Origin of the sequence: Pseudoalteromonas sp. T1lg23B (genome assembly GCF_002964665.1) — a bacterium.
Lineage (GTDB): Bacteria > Pseudomonadota > Gammaproteobacteria > Enterobacterales > Alteromonadaceae > Pseudoalteromonas.
In genome coordinates, this window is sequence record NZ_PQBZ01000034.1 from 194,262 (window position 1) to 217,292 (window position 23,031).

Sequence of the window (23,031 nt, forward strand, 5' to 3'; positions counted from 1 at the left end):
CATCAACCAGACAAAGTTAGTTTATTTGAAAGTCAGGGTGTCCAGCGCGGTTTAGCATAAATGCGTAAACGTCAGCATAAACTTTGGCAGACTGTTGTTCGGATGAACCCACGCCGTGTCCACCTTTCTTATTGGCACGAATAATAAGAAGGTCTCCTTTTCCTTGCTCAACGTAGCGCGCGGCAAATTTACCTGACTGCCAAAGCTCCACTCTTTGATCGTTTAAGCCTACACTAATCATGATATCAGGATAGCGGGTTACGTGCTCTAGTTGCTCATATGCATCCATATGCCAAATTGATTCAAATCCTTCTTGAGTACGAGGGTCGCCAAGTTCACCAAGTTGGTTAGCACCATTTTGGGCGTGCAAGACTCTCAAAGGGTTTAAGATAGCAACGCGTAGCACAGCATGTTGAAATAGATCTGGCCTTTTCAGGACGGCAGGGCCAATCAATGTTCCGGCCATACTTCCGCCATAAGCGCCCATCATACCGGGTTTACTACGACCTGTTTTAACTAAGTGCTCAGCACATGCGATGAAATCGGCATGGCCATTAGGCTTGTTTTTTCCTCGACCACCTTCGTGCCATTTACGGCCTTTTTCACCGCCGCCTCTTACATGACAATTAGCCCAAATAGCCCCCTTTTTAAGAAAGGGAAACATCTTATTGCGGTAATAGGGTTCAAGTGAACGACCATAGCCACCATAACCATATATGATAGCGGGGGCGACCTTGTCTGCGCTATGGGCAGATTTAAAAATGGTAATTGGGACTTGGGTGCCATCAGCACTGAGCGCATATTCTCGTATCACTTCAAAGCCTTCGGGTGCCTCTACGGCAGGCTTGCCAAACTCAGATTGTGAGACTTGCCCCTTGTTGTAATAGAAGTAAGCTTTAGGTTGTTTTGGTGTTTGGAGTCCAAAAGACAGCGTGCCAGTTTCTGGGTCAACACTTAGGTCAGACAGTACACCTTTTTGCGGAAGCGGTACTATAGAGTGTTGGTTACCGTTAACTTCGTACAAGCCATGAACGCCATTTTCTTTATATTGTACATAGAGTTTATCTTTTGCTGCTAAAACATCGTGAATGAGTAAGTCGCTGTGCGCTATGATCTGTTGGGCATCGTCAAGAGATTGAGAAACAGCTAAATCTAATTTCATCAACTTGCCGTTAGGGGCATCTTTTTGTGTAACAAAATAGAGCACATCATCTTTTAACGTATTGCTGATAATGCGATCGTCGTAACCTGCTAAGTTGATCCAGTTTTTGCTGGTTTTCTTTTTGATTAGTAATCTCCCGTCAGGGCGGGCACCGACTGTTCGTGTCATTAACCATTCACTATTTGGCTGTGCTGACATAATCGGAAATTCATTGAGTGCTATCTGAGGTGCCGATGGTGATTGGGCATTAGGTCCCATTTCGATAGTTAATTTTTTACTTGGCAAGTGGTAGCTAACACCCTGCATTCCTTGAAGCGGATCAGACGGTTCCACGTAGCTCATTACAGTTGCAAATAGATTATCTTCGTCTATCCAGTTAACTTCAAACTCGCCCCAAATATCTGGCAATTTATGATCTAGTAACGCACCAGATTGCACGTCCATAAAATACATCTGACCTATCTCTGAACCATTGGGAGAAATGTGGAAAGCAAGGGTTTTTCCCTTTGGAGAAAGACGATAGTTATGTATGGCTGTATTGTCATCTGGATTGGACTTAAAATCAGCTGGGTCAACTAACACACGTTCATGTTTGCCGTCCTTGATGTATAACTTAGCAATTTCATCCTGCTCTTTTTTGCTAAGATGAATAACTTTGCTGCCATGCAGTGATAAAGAATTAGCGACATCACCAACGGCACTTTGTGTGAGCAACTCTTGATACAGTTCAGAGTATCCCGGTAGACTGGTTAAGGCTGCATCCGTTTGGTCAGCAGCGTGAGACATCCATTCGCGCAAGGTTTTATCGTCTGTTTCCATCCAACGGTATGGGTCTGATATTTGTCGACCAAAAACTGTTTCGTTGACTTCAACTTTTTTTAGCTGTTGCACTGAGGTAAAAGGCGTGTCTTTTGGTGAGTGAGTGCTGTTTGAGCAAGCACCCAGCACAATAATTGCTGCGGCACTTAGCATAAGGTGTTTCATTAATAGCTCCGATATTTTATTATTGTTCCCTTTGTAGGGCTAATGATACCTAATTTAGAGCCATCAATATAGTCATCTAAGTAATGCTTATACAAAAGCTTTCTGGGTATCAATAGTTTGTCGACATAAGGTAATGGCAAGGGCTTGCTAAAACTGCGCCAGCATTGATGATTATTGTATAATCAAATGGTTGAGCGCTGTTTATCAAAGATATTGGAATTGAAATGCAAAAAATTACAAATTTACTCATCTCGTTGGGGTTGCTTTTAACTGTCAGTGGCTGTGCTAGCACAGCGAATGACGCAGACAGCATTATACGCATCGACCCAACCAAACTTGATAAAGCTGAAATGAACGGTATTAAGTATTACCGTAGAGGTGAGTATGAAAAGGCTTTCAAAGTCTTAAAAGAACCTGCAATGTGGGGTTACAAAGGGTCGCAATATGTATTGGCTTTTATGTTTTTAAAGGGCCAATATGTTGAGCAGTCGACAGTCATTGGTATGGGTTGGCTCGGTGTTGCAAACGAAGTGAATGTGAACGAGTGGCGTGAACAGTTTGATGCATTCTATGGGGCTGCACCTGCGCCTCTCAAAGCTAGAATTGACGAGAAAGTGGCGCTTTACATTCAACGCTATGGTATGAAAGAGCAAAACCTCACCTGTGACAAATCAATGAATACATCAACTAAGCGTGTAGAAGTAAAATGCCAACATTATGAAGGGGTTGGTACGCTCTACGATATTGAAATGGTTGAGTAATTTAAATGGGCCAATGTAACAAGTTGGCCCTGATAAACGCCTAAAGTGTTTTGACAATGTGCTGGGCAATAGACTGTTTGATTTTTGGAGCCGTTTGTTGGCTAAACCCGTGGCCAGTTGCATAGGTGTCATGTTTCACAGGGTAGGCAAATTCTTTTTCAGTTAAGTATTGTTCTATATCTTTTGCCATTTGGTATGATGGCCAGACTTGGTCATGCTGCGCCGAGATCATCAGTAGCGGGCCATTCATTTGTTCAAATTTGAACAGTGATCGTGCCACTTTTTTCTTGCTCTGTAACGACACGCTAAACCGTTCTAACAGTTTGGCATTACCATCAAGGGCTAGTCCCAGTGCGGGAATGTCTTTTCCTTGGTAGGTCCATGCTGATTTTGCTTGTGTGAGTCCGTTCCATGCTACCTTGCTGGGTGTGGTCACCACCACAGATTTGATACGCTTATCATGCGTTGCCATTAAAAAAGCCGCTTCAGAACCCCTTGAACCACTGACAACGCCAATTCTATTGGCATCTATCTTTGGATGAGAAGCTAGATAGTCAATGGCATGAATAAAATACTCCAAAGGAATTTGGTCAAGGGTTTTAGCGATGCCCGGTGCGTCGAAAAAGGCAAGGCCAAGCACGGCAACTCCATGGGGGGCTATCATTTCACCGTTAGCTTTACCTGCACTCAATCCACCTTCCGAGCCACCAAAAGCAATGACGGCAGCGAGTTTGTTCTGCGCTTTAGGTAGGTATAGTTCCGCCACAAGGTTTTGATATTGAACTTTTTCAATATGATAGTCGGCTTCTTTAGCGAAAGCTTTCGTCAGTAAAAGTTGGCTCAGTAGTAAAATGGTAAATATTTTGCGCATTACAAGTCCTTTTATGGCTAAGGTATCGAATTAGATTACCTGTAGGTGGTGTTTGTTTATTCTACAGAGAACTGTAACTGACAAATATACATAACACAGTAAAAACAACACCAAAGGTGTAAGAAAATATTGCGTACCAGCGCGGAATACTGACCTTAAAGTCTTCTTCATGATGCCTCCTGGCTGCCAATATAAAACCATATGCCCAGCCGATGAGATTATGGGTGATGTATAACGTTGGCACTAAAACCTGAACCGCAGACAAAGGAAGTTTAAATAAGGCGGTAATACTAATTACCATCCAAGTAAATTCTATTAGTGACGTGATGATGGCGATTCGATTGATGGGGACTGAGGCGGTATTCAAAATATAACGTGCTTCATAGATGACCACCAAGCCGATTAAAATACTTAAATCGAGGTATAAATTGAGCATTGTTTTCCGCCTGTTTTTACTTAATGATAATTTAGTAGAATAGGGTGGTTGGCACTCATCCCACTACAACGCGTCTTTACATGGTGTTGTATTCATCTTCCCAGAAAAACTTCTGTTCTCCAAACGCAGGCTGCAAATCACTCAACCAGGTTGCCTTTTCATCATACTTTGCAAAAAAGGGCTGTTGTACCCACTGAGGGTTGCGCGCTTGAATAAAGCGCAGCACAAACACCTTTTCACCATGGATCGTTGCGACGCCACTGATTTCTACTTTGCCGGGACCCGCGCTCATCGAAGGACCGCGAACGGTTCTACTTACACCAGATACGTTTTTATAGGCATCACGAAATATCTCCCACGTTTTATACAGGGGTATTTCAAAGTATCTTTTGGCACCAGTGTCGCGTTCGATAAACATGTAATAAGGGATCATGCCTAATTGCGTTTGCTCCTTCCACATTTGTGACCACATATTTGCATCCACATTTATATGATTGAGCAAAGGTGCTTGAGTGCGGATCTGTACGCCGGTTTTACGCAACAGTCGAATTGCTTCTTTGGTAATTTCACTGCGTAGCTCTTGTTTGTGATTAATATGCGCCATTATGGACACATGTTTGCCTGCATCAACGAGCTCTTTGAGTAGCGCCAGTAGGTCTTTGGCATCAGGGTCTGTCACATATCTAAATGGCCAAAAGGTAAGAGATTTGGTGCCAATACGAATGGTTTTTATGTGATCAAAGTCTGGGCCCTTAAGTGCCTCTAGGTAATTACGTAGTTTTATGGTACGCATTACCATTGGATCTCCGCCCGTCATTAATAAATCAGTGACCTGTTTATTGGCGCTAAGGTAGCTGTGAAGTAATTCTTCATCATGATTATTGAAGCGGGTTGCCTTGCCGACAAATTGCGCCCATCGAAAACAAAACGTGCAATAGGAATGGCAATACTGCCCTTGAGATGGGAAAAATAACACGGTTTCTTTGTACTTGTGCTGGATACCTTCAATACGCTTGCCTTGAAACTGAGGTACATTTTTCTCCATTTGCTCAGCAGGATGAGGATTCAGGTTGTGACGGATCTGATTGGCAAGTTCAATCACTTCATCTTGTGTATGTGTGCGTTTGAGCAACGCAGCCATCTGCTCATATGATTCATCATCGAGCATTCCACGTTGCGGAAAAGTCAGCTGGAAAATGGGGTCATTGGGCACCTTGTGCCAATCAATAAGTTCCTCGATGACAAAGTTGTTAACACGAAATGGGAAAACGTTCGCAACAACCTTCATTTCAAAACGTAAATGCTCAGGAAGCTTATCGAGTTGCTCTATCTTGTCGATTTGGCGATGTTGATAAACTTTAAACCTTGGCGCTTGATACGCTTGGGCAGGCTGCAAATGAACGGTTTGCTGCATAAATCCTCGTACTTTTACTGGTTGCTGTGTAAAAGCGGTACATTGTAACAGCTTTTGCCATGCAAATTCATTCAACTGTGCTAAAACGGCAACAGTTCAGGTGGTAATGAGACCGAGATAACGTCACTCGGCCCAAATCTAACCACTAGTATTGCTGTTGCTCAATAGCTTGGTATATGGCGTTTGCTAAACGCTCGATATCTTGAGCCTCTGTGATGTAAGGGGGCATGATATAAATCAGTTTACCGAATGGTCTGATCCATATTCCCTGATCAACAAAAAACCTCTGTATTTTAGCGACATCGACATTTTTGTCTATTTCAACAACGCCGATAGCCCCTAATATTCTGACATTAACGACCTCAGCTAAGGTTTCACAGCGTTTTAATGCGCTCATCGCTTGGTTAATTTGAGTAACCTGTTGTTGCCAGTTATTTTCAAACAGCAAATCAATGCTGGCATTTGCCACGGCGCAGGCCAAAGGGTTTCCCATGAAAGTAGGGCCATGCATGAGCACACCCGCGTCTCCTTCACTAATGCCAATGGCGACTTTTTCGCTGGTGAGTGTTGCTGATAGTGTCATGGTGCCGCCGGTAAGCGCTTTACCAATACACATAATATCAGGGCTGATATTAGCATGTTCACAGGCGAACAGTTTACCAGTGCGACCAAAACCGGTGGCTATTTCATCCAAGATAAGTAACACATCATACTTATCACAGAGTTCCCTGAGTTTGGCTAAATACGCGGGGTTGTAAAAATTCATGCCGCCAGCGTTTTGCACAATAGGTTCTATAATGAAGGCTGCTACGTCTTGATGATGGGTCTTAAATGCTTGCTCCAGTTGTTCTAGTTCAGAAAAATCAACAGGCTCATTGAATTTGGCGCGTGGCGCGTTGACAAAAACATGTTCTGGTAAAAAGCCTTGATACATACTGTGCATTGAGTTTATAGGGTCACAGACACTCATCGCAGCAAAGGTATCTCCGTGATAACCTTTTTGTGCAGTCATCAATTTGTTTTTGCGTTTGCAGCCTTTGCTTATCCAATATTGCAATGCCATTTTAATGGCGACTTCAACACTGACAGAGCCGCTATCAGCGAGAAACACGCGGTTTAAAGGCTGCGGTGTTATTGCAATGAGCTTTTTACATAATTCAACTGCTGGCGAGTGGGTTATGCCGCCGAACATAACATGACTCATGGTATTGGCTTGCTCTTTAATAGCGTTAACCAATTTAGGATGGTTATAGCCATGAATCGCACTCCACCAAGAGGCCATGCCATCGATTAATACCTGACCAGTATCAAGGTGTAATTTGTTATCCTGTGTATGTGTTACCCCGTATGAAGGCAGCGGGTTAAGCATAGAAGTGTAGGGGTGCCAAATATGCTTCTTATCAAATTCTTTGTCTATTGGTGTAAAATTGCTCATTGGTAAACCTTTGCTAACTGGTTGGCGTTGACAATACTACGTTAGAAAGTAGACTAAGCCAATTACCGTCAAGTTAACTGCATCATTTTTAGGCAGTAATATTTACAATAAAAGAGAAAATAACTATGGCTACAGTTCGTCACGATTGGACTCATGAAGAAGTAAAAGCACTATTTGAAATGCCGTTTAACGACTTGCTATTTAAAGCGGCCAGTATTCACCGTGAGAACTTTAATCCTAACGAAGTACAGATCTCAACACTGTTATCAATTAAAACCGGTGCCTGTCCTGAAGATTGTAAATATTGTCCACAATCTGGACATTACAAAACGGATCTTGAGCGTGAACGTTTGATGGAAGTTGAAAAAGTGGTTGAACAAGCGCGTTTGGCGAAGCAAAAAGGCGCAACGCGTTTTTGCATGGGCGCAGCTTGGTCAGATCCAAAAGAAAGAGATATGCCATATATTGAAAAAATGGTCCGTGAAGTCAAAGAACTTGGCCTAGAAACCTGCATGACCTTAGGGATGCTCGACAACCAAAAAGCTCATGCACTCAAAGATGCGGGCCTAGATTACTACAACCACAACTTAGATACGTCACCTGAGTATTATCAACAGATCATCACGACCAGAACTTATCAAGACCGTTTAGATACCATTGATAATGTGCGTGATGCTGGTATGAAAGTATGTTCTGGTGGCATTGTTGGTATGGGTGAGCAAGCGGCGGATCGCTTTGGCTTGTTAATGCAACTTGCGAACCTACCTCAGCAACCTGAAAGTGTGCCAATTAACATGCTAGTTAAAGTTAAAGGCACGCCTTTAGAGGATGTGGAAGACTTAGATCATTTTGAATTTGTTCGTACCATTGCCGTGGCACGTATTATGATGCCAAAAAGTTATGTTCGTTTGTCAGCAGGGCGTACAGCGATGAATGAACAGATGCAGTCGATGTGCTTCTTTGCGGGTGCAAACTCAATTTTCTATGGCGATAAGTTACTCACCACAGAAAACCCAGAAGCCGATGCGGATATGAACCTACTTAAAAAGCTGGGTATGAAACCAGAAGAACGCCACGACTACTCGGATGAAGCTTACGAGGCATCATTGTCATCGGCCATCGCTGATAAAGCAACTTCTGAGCTGTTTTACGAAGCAAATTAATGGCTTTTGAATATATACAACAAAGCCTAGTTGCGCGCAAAGAACAAACACTACTGAGAAGTCGGGTGTTGGTTCAACACAGTAACGCGCGCAGCATCACTATTGCTGGCAAGGAATATTTAAATTTCGCCAGTAACGATTATCTTGGGCTTGCTGATCAATGTTTTAATGAACAACAAGGCATTACGGGTAGTCGAAGTTCGGCTTTGGTAACGGGCTATCAGCAGATCCATAAGCAGCTTGAGGATAGGCTATGCGAACTACTCGGCTACGGATCCGCACTGTTATTCAGTACTGGCTTTAGCGCCAATTCAAGTGTTTTAAAAGCGTTGTTTAATGATTCTGCGCCATTACAGAACTGTGCAATTTTTCAAGATAAACTTAATCATGCCAGCTTAATTGATGGAGCCTTACAAAGCGCAGCGAAGCATATCCGTTTTAATCACAATGACATGGGGCACTTGCGTTCTCGGTTGGAAAAGTCCACGGCGACCAACAAACTTATCATCAGTGAAGGCGTGTTTTCAATGGATGGTGACAAAGCGCCATTAGAGGCTTTGTTTAACCTAAAACAGCAACACAATGCTTGGTTGATGTTAGATGATGCGCATGCGTTTGGCGTGGTAGGAGAGCATGGTTTGGGCTCTTGTCAGCGACATAAAGATAAGCCTGACATCCTAGTGATCACTTTTGGTAAAGCCATGGCCTGTCAAGGTGCAGCGGTACTGACCAGTAAAGCGGTGGCTGACTATATGCTTCAGTTTAATCGCGATTATATTTACTCTACCGCTATGTCGCCTTTGATGGTCAATGCGGCATGTTTTCAGCTTGAGCGTTTAGTCAACGCAAACCGTGAGCGAGCCCGACTCAATGAGAACATCATTTTGTTTAGGCAGTTATCAGAGCAGGCCAACATTGCGGTGATGCAATCGGATACCGCCATTCAACCGGTTGTGCTGGGTAGCGCTGAGAATGTCCTAAATGCACAACGCTCGTTGCAGCAAAAGGGGATTTGGCTTAGCGCTATTCGCCCACCAACTGTTCCAGCCAACACTGCTCGACTGAGAATAACTCTGACTGCTGCGCATAGCCAAGAAGATATTCGGTTCTTGGTTAAGCAGCTTGAGGAGGTGCTATGAATGCGATGCTACATGATGTGCCATTAGTTAACTCAGAGCTCAAGCAAAACACCGCGCAACGATTCTCAAAAGCAGCTAAGTGCTACCAGCATCATGCTCACGTGCAACAGCAAGCAGCTAAACTACTTTTTACAATGTTACAAAGCGGTCATGACCGTTTGCTGGATTTAGGTGCGGGGCCATTGTTACATCATCAGCAGCTAGGGCAGCACGCATCGCATGTTCTGAACATGGATTTGAGCCATGGCATGTTGCAGCAGGGTGACGATAGCGCATGGCGTGTCTGCGCAGATATGGATAGCCTGCCTTTGCAAGCAAACAGTATGAGTTCGGTATTTTCAAATTTTGCGATACAGTGGAGCAGCTTACCGGCTCAGTTATTTAAAGAGTTGCATAGAGTTTGTAAACCGGAAGCTCAGTTAGTCATCTCTAGCGTATTGGACGGCTCATTGAAAGAAATAGCACAAGCTTGGCGAAATATTGACAGCCGCTGTCACGTTAATCACTTTTTAACGTTGCAGCAATTACAGCGATTTGCAACCGATGCGGGCTTTGTAGTCAAAACCGCTCGACAGGTTCGTCTTAAAGACAAGTTTGCTACCCCCAAAGAGGCGCTCAAGTCGGTAAAACATATAGGTGCCAATCAAATCCAGTCTCAAGATAGCAAACAAAGTGGCTTAATGGGCAGAACACGATATGGTCAGTTATTGTCTGGTTATCCACTTGAGGGTGGGCTGGCTGTAGTAAGCTATGAGGTCGCAATTATGGAGCTAATCAAGCTATGAGTGCATTTTTTATAACTGGCACAGATACCGAAGTGGGTAAAACTCACATTACAGCATTACTACTAAAGTTTTTAGCGCAGCACAAGCGCCAAGCGATAGGCTTTAAACCAATCGCTGCCGGTGCTGAGGAAGCATTTGGGCAATTGGTTAACGAAGATGCGCTAACACTAATGGAATCGGCCACTGTGCATGGCAAATACGAGCAGATCAATCCCATTTGCTTCGCGCCTCCTATCGCGCCACATATTGCCGCTGAGCAGGCTGGTATAGAAATAACACTAGAAAAGTTGAGTTATCACTATCATGAGCTAGCAAAACTTGGTGCCGAATTTACCTTGGTGGAAGGTGCTGGTGGATGGGCTTTACCTATAAACGACACCCAATACCTATGTGACTGGGTACAAAAAGAGCAACTGCCCGTTATATTAGTCGTTGGTATGAAGTTGGGCTGCTTAAATCACGCCATTTTGACCAGTCATGCGCTCAAGGCTCAGGGTATAAAGTGTGTTGGTTGGGTGGCAAACCAAATCGACCCTAACATGGCTAACTTTGATGAGAATCTAGATAGTTTACGTAAACGTATTGATGCGCCTTTATTGGCGGTTGCACCATACAGTGAAGACAAAGCAAAATTACAAATCTATGCGGCGTTGACGGATTTATTTGGTATTCACTTATAGGCCAACAAGCGTTGGCCTATGCCTCACTCGCTTTTCGAGTTGCTATCTTGCTGATTAATATAATTGGGCAACAGATGTTCGACGATTTCTCTGGCTGGGATAGTGTAACGTACCCCATTAAACATCACGGATGTGTGTTCATGAATACCGGTGATCCCTGTTAAGGTCCAGCCTTCGCCACGTTCAGGGCACAGCACTTTGGTTGTTGGAGGAATAACTTTAAATTCGTCTGACATACAATACTCCACGTTAGACTTATTTTTGCCAGCTAGTTTATACTATTTTGGCAAATTGCCAATCGAGACCGACCACAAATGCGTTTGATAACTCCAAGACTGATCCTTAAGTCTATTACCCATAAGGACGCATTGGCGCTGTATGGCGTGCTAAATGATCCACTGGTTGCCCAGTATAATGACTATGGCAAGTCGTTATCGCATCAGGATATCAAAGATCTCATCCAATGGGACTTAGAGCAGGGCTACTTGGGACTGGGATGTCGGATGACGATAACAAATCCACAAGGACAGTTGTTAGGGACCGTTGGCTTATACGACTTTGATGCTGATAAGCATAGCGTCAGCATTGGTTTTGAGTTGGCCAGTGTCCATTGGCGACGAGGTTACATGATAGAGGCCATACAATGTATGTTGGACAATATCTCAGAGCTGTTGGATATAACTGCGGATACATCGGTGTTTGCGCATCTTGATGCAGATAACGAGCGCTCAGTTAGACTGCTACAAAAGTTGGGCTTTACTGAACAATCTAGCACCTTGTACTGTAAATTACTGACCGTTTAGTAACGCAGATAAATCCTCTAAGAACACATCTTACTATTGAATTGATTGCAGCTTATTACTCAGCAAACGTACGAGTGAGTCCACATCGGAATGTTCATCATTCAAACCTATGATCAGAGTCATGAAGTAGCAGTCCATCATGATGTCTGCTTTGTATGAGTCATAAGGCTGGCCTTCAAAAAGGGTATGTTTAAATGCTTCAAGTTGCTCACTGAAGTAGTCGTGCTGCCACAAAATTCCGCCAATGAGTTCCTTACTAAACTCTCTATTACTTAAGTAAAATTGATACAAAAACTTTGCATAGTGCCTGAGCCTGAGGCGTGGCGTGTGTAATTTTTCAGATTGAGCCGCTTGAGCGAGAGTGTGCTCGATTTTCTCGTGCATAGCAGTTTTCAGAATATCTAACTTGGTAGGAAAGTGAGAAAAAACAGTCCCTGTAGCAACCCCCGCCAACTGAGATATTTGTCGAGTGGTTGTTTGCGCGAAGCCTTGTTCATTGAATAGCTGCCAACTGGCTCGCAAAATATTTTGTCTAGTTGATGTTTTTTTATTCATTTTATTACCAAGTAGTTAGAGTTAAAGAGCATAACATAAGGATAAAAAAATGCCCAAAGCACTTGCAAATGAGCGCGCTCATAAATAATAATGAGCACGCTCATTTTTTGTTTATTATCATTATGGAAGGTGTAAAATGAATTTTATCGGCTATGTGCTATTTCTACCGTTTATTGTTTTCTATAGCTATATTTTGGGGCCTGCGCTTAAAGCTGTGTTGATACCCGGAGGGTTAGCGATTTTACTGCTAATTATGGGACCAAAGGCGTTTATTCATCATATGAAATTAGCGCTTGAAGACTACCGTGCAAACAATCCCGTAGAACTTTCGTAGTTTTACATCTCAGATTAGTTTAAAATCGGGTTTTTAGGCTTAGACAACTTCCTAGGAGCCCATTATTTTAAGCGCAGCTAATGTCACCATGCAGTTTGGTGCAAAACCTCTTTTTGAGAATATTTCAGTAAAATTCGGCGACGGTAACCGCTATGGTCTGATCGGCGCGAACGGTTGTGGTAAATCTACCTTCATGAAAATCCTTGGAGGTGAACTTGAACCTAGCACTGGCAATGTCAGCGTATCTCCTAACACTCGTTTGGCTAAGCTAAATCAGGACCAATTTGCATACGAAGAATACAGTGTTATCGACACGGTAATTATGGGGCATAAAGAGTTATGGACCATAAAAGCAGAACGTGACCGTATCTACTCTTTGCCAGAAATGAGCGAAGCGGATGGTATGAAAGTCGCCGACCTAGAGACTGAATTTGCTGAAATGGATGGCTACTCAGCCGAGTCAAAAGCAGGTGAATTGCTACTTGGTGTAGGCATACCTACCGAGCAACACTATGGTCCTATGTCCGAGATTGCGCCTGGTTTCAAACTTCGAGTGCTACTTGCACAAGTATTATTTGCCGATCCTGACATCATGCTGTTGGACGAACCGACCAACAACTTGGATATTTACACCATTAAGTGGCTCGAAGACGTATTGAATCAACGTGACTGCACCATGATCATTATTTCTCACGACCGTCACTTTTTAAATTCAGTATGTACGCATATGGCTGATATTGATTATGGTGAGCTACGTGTTTATCCGGGGAACTACGATGAGTACATGTTTGCCGCAACTCAGGCTCGTGAGAAGCTTTTGAGTGAAAATGCTAAGAAAAAGGCACAAATTGCTGAGCTTCAACAGTTTGTGTCGCGATTCTCTGCTAATGCTTCTAAAGCGAAGCAAGCGACATCACGTGCTAAGCAAATAGATAAAATCCAACTTGATGAAGTTAAAGCATCTTCTCGTCAAACACCCTTTATTCGTTTTGAACAGTCTAAGCAGCTATTCCGTAATGCTTTGGAAATCAACGGATTATCTCAGGGCTATGAGAGCACTTTATTTTCAGGCTTAGAAGGTCTGGTTGAAGTGGGTGAGCGCATTGCTGTTATCGGTGAAAACGGTGTAGGTAAAACCACGTTACTACACACATTAGCTGGCCGCTTGGCACCTAAATCCGGTGATTTCAAATGGTCTGAAAATGCCAATATTGGTTATTATGCTCAAGATCATGCAGATGAATTTGAAAAAGACCAAAATGTCTTTGAGTGGATGGAACAATGGCAGCAAGAAGGTGATGACGAACAGGTTGTAAGTAGTTATCTTGGCCGCATGTTATTCTCACAAAATGACATTAAAAAGTCTGTAAAAGTGTTGTCAGGTGGTGAACAAGGCCGTATGTTGTTCGGTAAGTTGATGATGCACAAGCATAATATTTTGCTGATGGATGAGCCTACCAACCACATGGATATGGAATCGATTGAAGCACTAAACTTGGCGCTTGAGCAATACGAAGGAACTTTATTCTTCGTTTCTCATGATAGACAATTTGTATCTTCACTGGCAACCAGAGTGTGGGAGATCAAAGACGGCAAAGTCATTGATTTCAGAGGTACTTACGAAGAATATTTAGCAACACAAGAACAAGCTAAGTAATGAATACAGAAAACCGCGCGACCAGCGCGGTTTTTTATTTACAGTTAGTTTGAAAAATGCGCTGAACCGGATTCAGTTTTAGCCACCATAGCAAGACATTGATGTTACTGACAGGCCTGAAAATAATGGTATTACGTGGCTGATTAGGTATAATAGCGCGCAAAAATTATGGTTGCTTTGGGTACCCCAATTATTGCTCAAAGTAGCATATTGTTACTGTATCGTTTAACTTAACACCGAGGATTTATTATGACGGTTGGCATTATTATGGGTTCAAAGTCAGATTGGCCTACTATGCAGCACGCAGCAGACATGTTGGACAAATTTGGCATCGAATACGAAACGAAAGTCGTTTCAGCACACCGTACTCCTCATCTGTTAGCCGATTACGCCTCAAGTGCCGCAGAACGCGGTATCAAAGTGATTATTGCTGGTGCCGGTGGCGCTGCGCATTTACCTGGTATGGCGGCGGCGTTTACCAGCCTACCTGTGTTGGGTGTGCCAGTTAAGTCAAAGACACTAAATGGCGTAGATTCCCTGTTATCAATTTGCCAAATGCCTAAAGGCGTTGCGGTTGGTACTTTGGCCATTGGTGATGCGGGCGCTGCGAATGCTGGCTTGCTAGCCGCACAAATTCTAGGTTGTCAGCAACCAGAGATTTTTGCCAAGGTTGAAGCGTTCCGTAAAGAACAAACTGAGACTGTTTTAGCTAACCCAAATCCTGCTGAGTAATATGAATATTCTTGTTTTAGGGGCAGGGCAACTTGCTCGCATGATGAGTTTGTCTGCTACTCACTTAGACCTGCATGTACTGGCGTATGATGTGGGCACAAAGCAGGTGGTTAATCCAGTCACGTTCGAGACAAAAAGCTACACGTTAGAACAGGCTATTGCACGTAGTCACGCGATTACTGCTGAGTTTGAGCATATCCCACATGATGTGCTGGCGCTATGTTCGCAAAGTGGTAAGTTTTATCCCGGTGCTGAGGCCATTGCAACGGGCGGTGACAGAGCAAAAGAAAAGGCATTACTTGATAAAGCCAAAGTAGCATGTGCGCCTTATCAATTGATCACCGAAAAAAGTCATTTTTTGCATGCCATTGAGCGATTGGGAATGCCACTCGTTGTTAAAACCTGCCAAGCAGGTTATGACGGTAAAGGTCAATGGCGCGTTAAACGCCAAGAAGATGTAGAGCAAATTTGGTCTGAAATGGCACAGTTCATCGCTTCAGGCACTGAAATCGCTCCACATTCAATCATTGCAGAGAAAATGATCCCGTTTGATCGAGAAGTATCAATCATCGGGGTGCGGGACAAGCAAGGGCAGTGCAAAACTTACCCTCTTACTGAAAATCAGCATACTAACGGTGTATTAACTCTTTCAATCGCAGGCAAAGAAAAGCTGGCGATTGAACAGCAAGCGCAGGATGCGTTCAATGCGCTAGCAAATGCTTTGGATTACGTTGGGGTACTGGCAATTGAATTTTTCGATGTGCAAGGTACGCTGCTGGTGAATGAAATAGCACCACGTGTGCACAACTCAGGACACTGGACCCAACAAGGTTGTCATGTTAGCCAGTTTGAAAACCACATGCGTGCCGTGTCTGGCTTGCCGTTAGGATCAACAGAGTTATTAAGACCAACGGCAATGATTAATGTGCTTGGGCAAGATGCAATCCCACATGCAGTATTAAATGTGGCGGATACAAGCAGTCACTGGTACGGCAAAGAAGCAAAGCCTGGTCGTAAGATGGGGCACATTAATGTTTCGGGGCATGACCTTAAACAGTTGGGACAACGTTTACATGACTTGGCAGCAATCCTACCAGAGCAAGATTATCCCGGTGTTGCAGCCACTGCGCGTAGTTTAATCGACGCTTAAGAATGACAAAACCGAGCTAATTAGCTCGGTTTTTTTATACATAGTGATGCTGTTATGAACCCGACACGAATCATTCAATACGCCTTTATTAGCTTGTTTATATTGAGCTTTACTCCTTTGGTTAATCCCACTTTGGCCTTAGCGCTTGGTGTCGGGTTTGCCTGGTTTTTAAGAAATCCATTTGAGCAGTTAAGCAACCAGTTGAGTAAATGGTTGCTGAAGGTTGCGGTAATTGGCCTAGGTTTCCATGTAAACATATTGGAAGTCATTGAAGTTGGGCGCAGTTCAATAGTTTTAACGATTGTAAGTATCACAGCAATCATAGGCTTAGGTGAGATCCTCACGCAAGCTTTCCGACTGAATAGAAATACCGGTGTACTCATCTCATTTGGCACGGCTATTTGTGGAGGGAGTGCAATTGCTGCAATGGCACCCGTGATCAAAGCCAAACAACATGAAATTGCGGTGGCATTAGCGGTTGTTTTTTCTCTCAATGCGATTGGGTTAGTGTTGTTTCCTTTGCTTGGACAATCACTGATGCTAAGCGATGAACAATTCGCACTGTGGGCCGCTCTGGCAATACATGATACTAGTAGTGTTGTCGCCGCCGCTGCTACCTATGGTCCCGTCGCGGTAGGTATTGCTACAACCATAAAATTGACACGCGCTATGTGGATCATTCCATACACAGCAGCTGCAGGCGTGTTTTGGCGCAGCGAAGAGCGTGCCAGCATCCCACTTTTTATTTTTGGCTTTTTATTAGCTGCGCTGTGTAACAGTTATTTTCCTCAATTTAATGAGCTTTGGCAGACTCTTTATGTCGGTGCGAAACATGTATTGGTAGCAACACTGTTCCTGATTGGCGCAGGAGTATCAAAAGCTGTTATAAAACAAACAGGTTGGCGCCCATTCGCCATGGCGATGGTGCTTTGGATCATTGTAAGTGCAGTTCTATTACTGCTCATTATTGACGGTCTTATTCAATAATTAAGAATTTTTTTGAACTGTTTTATGTTTCTACAGTCCTATATCTTGAGGCGTGGATAGGCCTCATTTCATAATCGTTGTCCATCAACGACTATGTGAGCGCAGAGAGTATTTGGCCAGTATCACTTACTGGCCTTTTTTTATCTTGAAACTCTGTGATTAATCTTAAATTAAATGAATTCCTGACTTACATTTGCTTTAATAGCGTTAATATTACAATCAATAAGAAGCGCTATGATCAAACAATCTATCCTTTCGATTGCCGTGGCATCTGGTTTACTGCTCACGGGTTGTCAAACGACTCATCAGGCTGCTCAAAGCAGCGAATCGCAACAAGTCTTTCAATCAGTAGTTGCCACGCCAGTTGATTTTGGTGGTGAGAATATTACACTCGAACAAGCAATGGCACACCCGGATTGGCTGGGCCGTCAGCCCGAAAGCGCTTTCTGGGGGGCTGATAGCAAGACTGTGATCTTTAATCGCAAACAACAAGGCAGTGAGCTAAGAGACACATTCTCTGTAGAGCTGGGAGCATCGAGCCAAAACTTCACTGCCAATCAAGTTCTACTTAGTCAGCTACACACTGTCGGTGCACAAGATGCTATTTATTCTGCAGATGGTAAATATCAGGCTTATACATTTGAAGGGAATATTTTCTTAAAGACTCTAACCAGTGGCGTCATTACTCAACTGACCCATAGCTCTGAGCGTGAGTCGAGTCTACAGTTCTTACTCTCAGGTGAACTTGCTTATCGTATTGATAATACTATTTACAAAATTGATTTAGAGACTGGCCGATCTCAGGAAATCGTGAAACTTCACCTCAATGACAAACCTACAGGCGTTAAAGAGCCGAGTACCTATATTGCCAAAGAGCAGCACAAGTTAATTGAATTTGTTGCTTTACAGCATAAAAACAAAGTGGATGCACAAGCGCGTGCGGAGCAACTCAAAGAACAAAATTCGACCTTAGCCAACAATCAAATATATCTAGGTAAAGGCAAGCAACTTTTTGAAGTGAGCTTATCTCCAAAAGGTGACAAACTGGTAGTTGTTATTGGCGACAAACGCTCATGGCGTGATGAAGGGGATATCATGCCCAATTATGTCAGTCAGGATGGACACATTGAGTCTGTTCCCGCCCGCCGTAAAGTTGCAGATTCGAAAAGTCATTCATCAGAAGTGATCTTTATCGATCTTAAAACTCAGACACAAACCACCTTAGCGTATGACACTTTACCCGGTTTTGATGAAGATGTGCTAAGTGCAGTCAAGAAAGAAAATGCAGCGCGGGAAGGTAAAACGTACCAAGCAAACAATCAGCCCAGAGATATCAACCTGCTTCAGCAAAGAGGATCAGATGCGGTGCAATGGAATAGCTCAGGCGATCAGGTTGCGTTGATGCTCGAAGCGTGGGACAACAAAGATCGCTGGATAGCAACCATCGATTTTGATGCGCAAAAGCTGGTATCTCAGCACCGTTTGCACGATGACGCTTGGGTAAACTACGCTCATAACGACTTTGGCTGGTTTAATAACAGCGACACTTTGTACTACTTGTCTGAGCAAAGTGGTTACAGCCATGTTTATACCAAACCATTACAAGGCAAAGCTAAGCAGTTGACTAAAGGTCAGTTTGTTGTTTCAGACCTTACCTTGAGTAAAGATGATAGCCACATCTACTTCAAAGCGAATATTGATCACCCTGGTTTGTATGAAATTTATCGTGTCAATACACAAACGGGCCAACGTGTACAGCTGACCGATCTTGATGGTATGACAGATTACATCTTAAGCCCTGATGAGACCCAACTGTTGCTGACGCATTCAAAAATTATGATGCCTCAGGAGTTATATGTTGCTAACGTGGCACCCAAAGCGACTGCAACACGTGTAACCAACACGGTGTCTGAGGAATTTTTAAATAAAAAGTTGATAGCGCCAAAGATTGTTGCTGTTCCATCTAGCCATGGTGAACAGCCGGTGTATGCCAAAGTCTATTATCCAGCAGACTACGTCGAAGGTGAGACGGGTAAAAAACGCAAAGCCGTGATCTTCAACCACGGCGCAGGGTACTTACAGAACTCTCATATGGGATGGTCGGTGTACTTTAGAGAGTTTATGTTTCACTCATTATTAGCCAGTGAGGGTTATGTGGTAATGGACATGGATTATCGCGCTTCTAAAGGCTATGGTCGTGATTGGCGCACCGCAATATATCGCCACATGGGTAAACCAGAAGTTGAAGATTTGGCTGATGGGGTTAAATGGATGGTCGAGAACGCGAATGTGGATCAGCAAGCTGTTGGCACATATGGTGGCTCATATGGCGGGTTTATGACCTTTATGGCGCTGTTTACTCAACCCGATTTATTTAAAGCTGGTGCTGCGATAAGGCCTGTAACAGATTGGGCTTATTATAACCGAGGTTACACGTCGAATATTTTGAACCACCCAGACGTTGACCCGATTGCCTATGAACGAAGCTCACCAATTTACTTCGCAGAAGGGTTGAAAAATGAGCTGCTGATCAACGCCCCCATGTTGGATGATAATGTATTCTTCCAAGATGTGGTACGCTTGGTACAACGATTGATAGAGCTAGAGAAAACAGGCTTTGAAACAGCAATTTATCCAGTAGAACCACATGGGTTTAGACAACCATCAAGTTGGTTGGATGAATATCGACGTATCCACAAGTTGTTTAAAGAACACCTTTAAAGCAAAGCTATGAATTGAACGCCAGCACTAAGCTGGCGTTTTTTATACAAATATCGTGTGAAAATGGCATTGTATATTAGAATCTATACAAGATTTTTATAAAGGAATGCAGCAATGAGATCACCCACACTATTTATTATCTTTGCATTGTTACTTGGCTGTGAGCAGCAAAGTAGTAATGGCTCATCAAAACCTCAGCCCGATATAACACCATTGGCGGCCTATAGCATGCTGGCACCGAGTAAAGCAGGCCAGACCCTAATATATGGACGGGTTGTACTCCCAAAGGTAGTTGATAACAATGCGTCGTGCCCAACATTACAAACTGATGATGGACAGCTTATTCAAACCAAAATACGTGATTTAAGACCTGATAAAGCCTTATTTCCTGTGACAGTGTGTGAGGCAATATTGGTTGAGAATACGCATTACACAGTACAAGGTAGTACGTTAAGTCTCGCTAAAACTTCCTTAGCCCCTACGCATATTCAAGTATTTGGTGATACAGGGTGTAAGGAAAAGGTCTGTAAAGACGCACCGGCTGAGCCGTTCCAAACGCTTGCTGACTTAGCGTCACAAAGTCACAAAGATCTAATCTTGCACATGGGAGACTTTAACTACCGTGGTACATCAGGCAGCGTTAGTGGCGACACATATGCTTATGATGCTGGTGATGGTGGTTACGGCGGAGCAACATGTGGACTCGAAACCACTTATTATAGCCAAAACGCAAAAAACAGCCCCAGACCGGACAGTTGGGATAGCTGGCGAGTTGACTTTTTTGAGCCTGCGAGCAAATTAATGGCAACGGCACCTTGGGTGTTTGCAAGAGGAAATCATGAGTTATGTTCAAGAGCTGGAGTGGGGTGGTTTTACTTTTTTGGTCCTGGGGCGCAATTTGATGATTCAATTACACAGCGAGTATGTCCTAATCAAGGAGATTACACGCATCCGCCAAAAACCGCAGCGCCGCACATTGCCATGATAGAACCCTATGGCTTGAAACTAGATAGTTTTAACTTGTGGGTGTTTGACTCCGCCAATGCCTGCGATGAACTGGCTACAAATGATTTGACCGCACAATACAGTGCTCAATTTGAGCAACTAAACACCTTCACTGCAAATTCGAACCACACCACTTGGATGATGACGCATCGACCAATATGGGGACTTAATAGTGCCACACCGTTAGATACCTTGAATACGCAGTTACAAACCGCGCTTGCAAAAACCAAGCTTGGAGTGCTGCCTTCACAAATCGCATTATCGTTATCCGGTCACATGCATATTTATCAGTCAGTCACATTTAGCGAAGACAGTGCCAGACCACCACAAATCATAGTGGGAAATAGCGGTGTGAGTTTGAGTAACAAAAGCGTCAATGAAAGTGTGTCAGCGGCTATCGATTCTCAGCAGGCAATAACTAACACACAAGGTAAGTTTGGCTATCTATCATTAGAAAGGCTGGCAAACACACAAGGATGGAAAGGTGAGTTCATTGATACCCAAGGTACGGTATTTATTACCTGCGGCTCTGAGAATGTTTCGGCGGGTCAGGCTGTATGTGATAAAGCTGATTAATAACTAAAGGTTAAAAGAGCAATAATCGTTGATATAAATATTTTTATTATTGAACCTGATACGATCAAACCTAGCATATTTAAAGCTTATACAGTGTATTGTTGCGATTTAAACTCTGTTGTATGACAATAGCTTACGAGTGGAAAACTCAAGTATGCGATGTTTTGAATATATATAAGGATAAGTATGTCGTTTTTCAAAAAAGTCTTAAGTAGTGTAGGTATTGGAGCCGCGAAGATAGACGCAGTATTAGACCACAACGAAGTCGCGCCTGGTGATGAACTAACCGGTGTTATAAAAGTCGTTGGCGGTAATGTCGCTCAAGAGATTAATAAAATAGACTTAGATGTAGTGTGTAACTATACCGTTGAAGTAGAAACGGAAGATGATGAGGTAGTCACCGAGGTCAGGGAATACACCTTGTCTCGCTTTGTGTTAGATGAAAAATTCACCATTGAGCCTGCAGAACACAGAGAGTTTCCTTTTGTATTGGAGCTATCAGAAGATGCGCCAATCACTGTTGGTCATTCAAAAACTTGGTTAGAGACTAACTTAGACATAGACATGGCGCTTGATAAGTCTGATAAAGATTATGTCTATGTGGTTCCCAATACATTACAACAGGCGGTTATTGATGCGTTAGAAGCGCTAGGCTTTAAGTTGTACGAGGCTGATTGCGAAGGCATAGATTCAGTATCGTTTGCAAAACTACCATTTGTACAAGAGTTAGAGTTTAAAACCATAAGTGGCCAATTTCATGGCCGTTTCGACGAAGTTGAGCTTGTTTTCTTCAATCGTGGTGAGCAACTGGAAGTCATTTTTGAAATTGATCGAAAGGCGAGAGGATTCGTCAGCTTCTTTAAAGAAGCGTTGGATTTGGACGAGTCAAAAGCGAGACTGGTTATTGCTGATGACGACCTCGAACATCTTGAGGATATGATCAGTCAACTCTTAGAGCAGCACAGCTAGGTTGAAATATCAAACCAACCAAGTGGCTTGACTTACTGATTTAATCGGTGGGTCAAGGCACCTTTTCTCGACATTTTAAGCTGTGTAAGTTAACAAGCGTGTTTTGCGCTTACGCGATTCAAATAGCTCTCCTCTTAAAAACACCTCCGTAAAGCTCACCTGCATGTCTTGACTCTTTAAGAACTAACATATCCGTTACAGATAGTAATGACGCAATTTTGTGAAAGCTACTTTATTTACCCGCAAGAACTCAATATTAAAAAATTCATAGCTCTGAAATAAATTGAGCAAAATAATACGGTTAGACTACACTTTTCTAAAAATAACGTCTAAACACAGGTAAGTGACTAAATACTGCTAATTTTACAAATGGCTTGATGATTAACTTTGGCGCACAGAGTCATTGTGTAAGTCGCTGTAATTTACCTAACCTCAGTGATTTAATACGATACGAGGTAAATAGAATGCGCCAAAGTAACTCTGGTGTTAAATTTTTGTATTTATTTCTTTATTAGATTTATGGGTGTGGTAACATTCTGTTCTAATGAGTAATTTTTTAGACTGTTAAGTTTTTTGAAATTGTTTGTAGTGCCGTAGGTGTGAGATACGAGATTTACGATTTCTGCTTAGCAAATATTGTAATTAGCACGATTTTTTCGCGTTGATTAATGTGGTTGTAATAAGAAGCAGTTGATTAGAGGTAAGTTTTCTC

General features: G+C 43.0%; 21 protein-coding genes. 14 read left to right on the forward strand and 7 right to left on the reverse strand.

All coding sequences use genetic code 11. The features are described from left to right. Positions 1 to 16 precede the first annotated feature (16 nt). Positions 17 to 2,146: a prolyl oligopeptidase family serine peptidase gene (locus C2M32_RS09500; RefSeq protein WP_105168205.1), complete on the reverse strand. Its 2,130-nt coding sequence runs from the start codon at positions 2,144 to 2,146 to the stop codon at positions 17 to 19. A gap of 224 nt (positions 2,147 to 2,370) precedes the next feature. Between C2M32_RS09500 and C2M32_RS09505 the strand changes: the two genes are divergently transcribed. Further along, positions 2,371 to 2,907, forward strand: coding sequence for a hypothetical protein (locus C2M32_RS09505; protein WP_105168206.1), 537 nt, complete (start codon positions 2,371 to 2,373; stop codon positions 2,905 to 2,907). A 40-nt stretch (positions 2,908 to 2,947) separates the two neighbouring features. On the opposite strand, the gene C2M32_RS09510 is transcribed toward C2M32_RS09505, so the two are convergent. The 4 genes from C2M32_RS09510 to bioA all read right to left on the reverse strand — a co-directional run bounded on the left by C2M32_RS09510 (position 2,948) and on the right by bioA (position 7,063). Next, positions 2,948 to 3,778: an acyl-CoA thioester hydrolase/BAAT C-terminal domain-containing protein gene (locus C2M32_RS09510; protein ID WP_105168207.1), complete on the reverse strand. Its 831-nt coding sequence runs from the start codon at positions 3,776 to 3,778 to the stop codon at positions 2,948 to 2,950. A gap of 61 nt (positions 3,779 to 3,839) precedes the next feature. Further along, complete coding sequence (locus C2M32_RS09515) at positions 3,840 to 4,214, reverse strand: hypothetical protein (RefSeq protein WP_105168208.1); 375 nt, start codon at positions 4,212 to 4,214, stop codon at positions 3,840 to 3,842. A 76-nt stretch (positions 4,215 to 4,290) separates the two neighbouring features. Beyond that, positions 4,291 to 5,628, reverse strand: coding sequence for a KamA family radical SAM protein (locus C2M32_RS09520; protein WP_105169266.1), 1,338 nt, complete (start codon positions 5,626 to 5,628; stop codon positions 4,291 to 4,293). Between the two features lie 145 nt (positions 5,629 to 5,773). Then, entirely contained in the window at positions 5,774 to 7,063 is a 1,290-nt protein-coding gene (bioA, locus tag C2M32_RS09525; RefSeq protein WP_105168209.1) for an adenosylmethionine--8-amino-7-oxononanoate transaminase, read from the reverse strand. Positions 7,064 to 7,182: 119 nt separating this feature from the next. Between bioA and bioB the strand changes: the two genes are divergently transcribed. From bioB to bioD, 4 genes are read left to right on the forward strand one after another with little or no spacing between them, the layout of a single operon-like run. Then, on the forward strand, positions 7,183 to 8,226 hold the full coding sequence (gene bioB, locus C2M32_RS09530; protein WP_105168210.1) for a biotin synthase BioB: 1,044 nt from the start codon (positions 7,183 to 7,185) through the stop codon (positions 8,224 to 8,226). Continuing rightward, complete coding sequence (locus C2M32_RS09535) at positions 8,226 to 9,365, forward strand: aminotransferase class I/II-fold pyridoxal phosphate-dependent enzyme (protein WP_105168211.1); 1,140 nt, start codon at positions 8,226 to 8,228, stop codon at positions 9,363 to 9,365. Before bioB ends, C2M32_RS09535 begins: the two co-directional genes overlap by 1 nt. Then, entirely contained in the window at positions 9,362 to 10,150 is a 789-nt protein-coding gene (locus tag C2M32_RS09540) for a methyltransferase domain-containing protein (protein WP_105168212.1), read from the forward strand. The genes C2M32_RS09535 and C2M32_RS09540 overlap by 4 nt, the downstream gene beginning before the upstream one ends. Further along, positions 10,147 to 10,830 (forward strand): dethiobiotin synthase, encoded by a 684-nt coding sequence (gene bioD / locus C2M32_RS09545; RefSeq protein WP_105168213.1) that lies wholly within the window; start codon positions 10,147 to 10,149, stop codon positions 10,828 to 10,830. The genes C2M32_RS09540 and bioD overlap by 4 nt, the downstream gene beginning before the upstream one ends. Positions 10,831 to 10,853: 23 nt before the next feature. Here bioD and C2M32_RS09550 read toward each other — a convergent pair whose 3' ends face one another. Continuing rightward, positions 10,854 to 11,066: a hypothetical protein gene (locus tag C2M32_RS09550; RefSeq protein WP_105168214.1), complete on the reverse strand. Its 213-nt coding sequence runs from the start codon at positions 11,064 to 11,066 to the stop codon at positions 10,854 to 10,856. A 78-nt stretch (positions 11,067 to 11,144) separates the two neighbouring features. Here C2M32_RS09550 and C2M32_RS09555 point away from each other — a divergent pair, with 78 nt between their 5' ends. Further along, on the forward strand, positions 11,145 to 11,633 hold the full coding sequence (locus C2M32_RS09555) for a GNAT family N-acetyltransferase (protein WP_105168215.1): 489 nt from the start codon (positions 11,145 to 11,147) through the stop codon (positions 11,631 to 11,633). 33 nt (positions 11,634 to 11,666) lie between these two features. Here C2M32_RS09555 and C2M32_RS09560 read toward each other — a convergent pair whose 3' ends face one another. Next, positions 11,667 to 12,188, reverse strand: coding sequence for a TetR/AcrR family transcriptional regulator (locus tag C2M32_RS09560; protein WP_105168216.1), 522 nt, complete (start codon positions 12,186 to 12,188; stop codon positions 11,667 to 11,669). 136 nt (positions 12,189 to 12,324) lie between these two features. On the opposite strand from C2M32_RS09560, the gene C2M32_RS09565 reads away from it, so the two are divergent. The 8 genes from C2M32_RS09565 (at position 12,325) to C2M32_RS09600 (ending at position 22,319) form a co-directional block, all read left to right on the forward strand. Continuing rightward, entirely contained in the window at positions 12,325 to 12,522 is a 198-nt protein-coding gene (locus C2M32_RS09565) for a hypothetical protein (protein WP_105168217.1), read from the forward strand. Positions 12,523 to 12,586: 64 nt separating this feature from the next. Beyond that, on the forward strand, positions 12,587 to 14,179 hold the full coding sequence (locus C2M32_RS09570; RefSeq protein WP_105168218.1) for an ABC-F family ATPase: 1,593 nt from the start codon (positions 12,587 to 12,589) through the stop codon (positions 14,177 to 14,179). A gap of 249 nt (positions 14,180 to 14,428) precedes the next feature. After that, positions 14,429 to 14,911: a 5-(carboxyamino)imidazole ribonucleotide mutase gene (gene purE, locus C2M32_RS09575; protein WP_105168219.1), complete on the forward strand. Its 483-nt coding sequence runs from the start codon at positions 14,429 to 14,431 to the stop codon at positions 14,909 to 14,911. Position 14,912: 1 nt separating this feature from the next. Next, positions 14,913 to 16,061 carry a 5-(carboxyamino)imidazole ribonucleotide synthase gene (locus C2M32_RS09580; RefSeq protein WP_105168220.1) on the forward strand — a complete coding sequence of 383 codons (1,149 nt, stop codon included), beginning with the start codon at positions 14,913 to 14,915 and terminating at the stop codon, positions 16,059 to 16,061. Between the two features lie 54 nt (positions 16,062 to 16,115). Continuing rightward, on the forward strand, positions 16,116 to 17,048 hold the full coding sequence (locus C2M32_RS09585) for a YeiH family protein (RefSeq protein ID WP_105168221.1): 933 nt from the start codon (positions 16,116 to 16,118) through the stop codon (positions 17,046 to 17,048). Between the two features lie 234 nt (positions 17,049 to 17,282). Further along, positions 17,283 to 19,769, forward strand: a complete 2,487-nt coding sequence (locus tag C2M32_RS09590) for a S9 family peptidase (RefSeq protein WP_105168222.1) — start codon at positions 17,283 to 17,285, stop codon at positions 19,767 to 19,769. A gap of 114 nt (positions 19,770 to 19,883) precedes the next feature. After that, on the forward strand, positions 19,884 to 21,350 hold the full coding sequence (locus C2M32_RS09595; protein ID WP_105168223.1) for a metallophosphoesterase: 1,467 nt from the start codon (positions 19,884 to 19,886) through the stop codon (positions 21,348 to 21,350). A 186-nt stretch (positions 21,351 to 21,536) separates the two neighbouring features. Then, positions 21,537 to 22,319, forward strand: coding sequence for a sporulation protein (locus C2M32_RS09600; RefSeq protein WP_105168224.1), 783 nt, complete (start codon positions 21,537 to 21,539; stop codon positions 22,317 to 22,319). The last annotated feature ends 712 nt before the right edge of the window (positions 22,320 to 23,031 follow it).